This is a genomic window from Micromonospora sp. NPDC049799, assembly GCF_040656655.1.
Taxonomy (GTDB): domain Bacteria; phylum Actinomycetota; class Actinomycetes; order Mycobacteriales; family Micromonosporaceae; genus Micromonospora.
Map to the genome: position 1 here is coordinate 1 of NZ_JBFAMU010000802.1, position 1,564 is coordinate 1,564.

At 76.1% G+C, this 1,564-nt stretch carries 1 protein-coding gene and 1 pseudogene; both read right to left on the reverse strand.

Annotated elements, in window-relative coordinates; translation table 11 throughout:
• Positions 1–16: 16 nt before the first annotated feature.
• Positions 17–1,291 (reverse strand): adenosylmethionine--8-amino-7-oxononanoate transaminase, encoded by a 1,275-nt coding sequence (locus AB0I76_RS29605; RefSeq protein WP_357042350.1) that lies wholly within the window; start codon positions 1,289–1,291, stop codon positions 17–19.
• A 12-nt stretch (positions 1,292–1,303) separates the two neighbouring features.
• A pseudogene (locus AB0I76_RS29610) lies at positions 1,304–1,564 on the reverse strand (dihydroorotate dehydrogenase (quinone)); the annotation flags it as partial.

The following is a 1,564-nucleotide window of genomic DNA, read 5'->3' on the forward strand; positions in this document are numbered from 1 at the left end:
GCCCGCGTACGGCCGCTCAGCCCGCCCTGACGGCGGCCGCGACCCCGGCGGTGATCCTCGCCAGGTCGGCGTCGTCGGTGACGTACGGCGGCATGGTGTAGACCAGGTCCCGGAACGGCCGCAGCCAGACGCCCTCGCCCACGGCGGCGGCGGTGGCCGCCGCGATGTCCACCTCGTGGTCCAGCTGCACGACGCCGATGCCGCCGAGCACGCGCACGTCGATCACGCCGGGCGCGCCGCGCAGGGGCCCCAGACCGGCCCGCAGCCCGTTCTCCAGTCGCGCCACCTGCGCCGACCAGTCCCCCGCCCGCAGCAGGCCGAGGGAGGCGTTGGCGACCGCGCAGGCCAGCGGGTTGCCCATGAAGGTGGGGCCGTGCGCCAGCACACCGGCCGCGGAGATGCCCCGGGCGACCTCCGGTGTGCAGAGCGCGGCGGCCAGGGTCAGGTAGCCGCCGGTCAGCGCCTTGCCGACGCAGAGCACGTCCGGCGTGACCCCGGCGTGCTCGGCGGCGAACATCCGGCCGGTCCGGCCGAAGCCGGTGGCGATCTCGTCGAAGATCAGCAGTACGCCGTGGGCGGCCGTCACCTCCCGCAGCACCCGCAGGTAGTGCGGGTGGTGGAACCGCATCCCGCCGGCGCCCTGCACCACCGGCTCGACGATCACCGCCGCCAGCTCGTGCGCGTGGCGCTCGACCGCCTCCACGAGCGCCGCGCAGTAGGACTCGTCCGGCTCCGCGTCGAAGCCGGCCGGCGGCACCGGAGCGAAGACCTGCCGGGGCAGCACGTCCCCCCAGAGGTGGTGCATCCCGCCCTCCGGGTCGCAGACGCTCATCGGGTGGAAGGTGTCGCCGTGGTAGCCGCCGCGCCACGTGCCCAGCCGACGGCGTTCCGGGCGGCCGGTGGCCCGCTGGTACTGCAGGCACATCTTCACCGCCACCTCGACGGACACCGACCCGGAGTCGGCCAGGAACACGTGCTCCAGGCCGTCCGGGGCCAGCTCGACCAGCGTGCGCGCCAGCGTGACCGCCGGGGCGTGGGTCAGCCCGCCGAACATCACGTGGCTCATCCGGCCGAGCTGGTCGGTCACCGCCGCGTCCAGCACCGGGTGCCGGTAGCCGTGGATCGCCGCCCACCAGGACGACATCCCGTCGACCAGTTCCCGGCCGTCGCCCAGTCGCAGCCGTACGCCCTGCGCGCCGTCCACCACGTACGGCGGCGACGCCGGTGGCAGCGCCGCGTACGGGTGCCACACGTGCGCCCGGTCCCCCGCCAGGACCTCCTCGGGTGTCATCCGCGCCACGCCCTAGATCGACGCCGGGGTGGCCGGGGAGGGGCGGGAGGTGGCCGCCGCGCGGGCGGCGGCGCGGACCAGCGCCGGGCCCCGGTAGATGAAGCCGGTGTAGAGCTGCACGAGGGCCGCTCCGGCGTCGAGCATCCGGGCCGCGTCGTCCGGCTCGACGATCCCGCCCACGCCGATCACCGGCAGCCGGCCCGCGGTCTCGCGGTGCACGAAGGACACCACCTCCCGGGCGCGGGCGGCCAACGGCCGGCCGGACAACCCGCC

Excerpts from the sequence above, each read along its gene's own strand:
- AB0I76_RS29605 (WP_357042350.1), bottom strand. The coding sequence starts at position 1,291 with ATGACACCCGAGGAGGTCCTGGCGGGGGACCGGGCGCACGTGTGGCAC.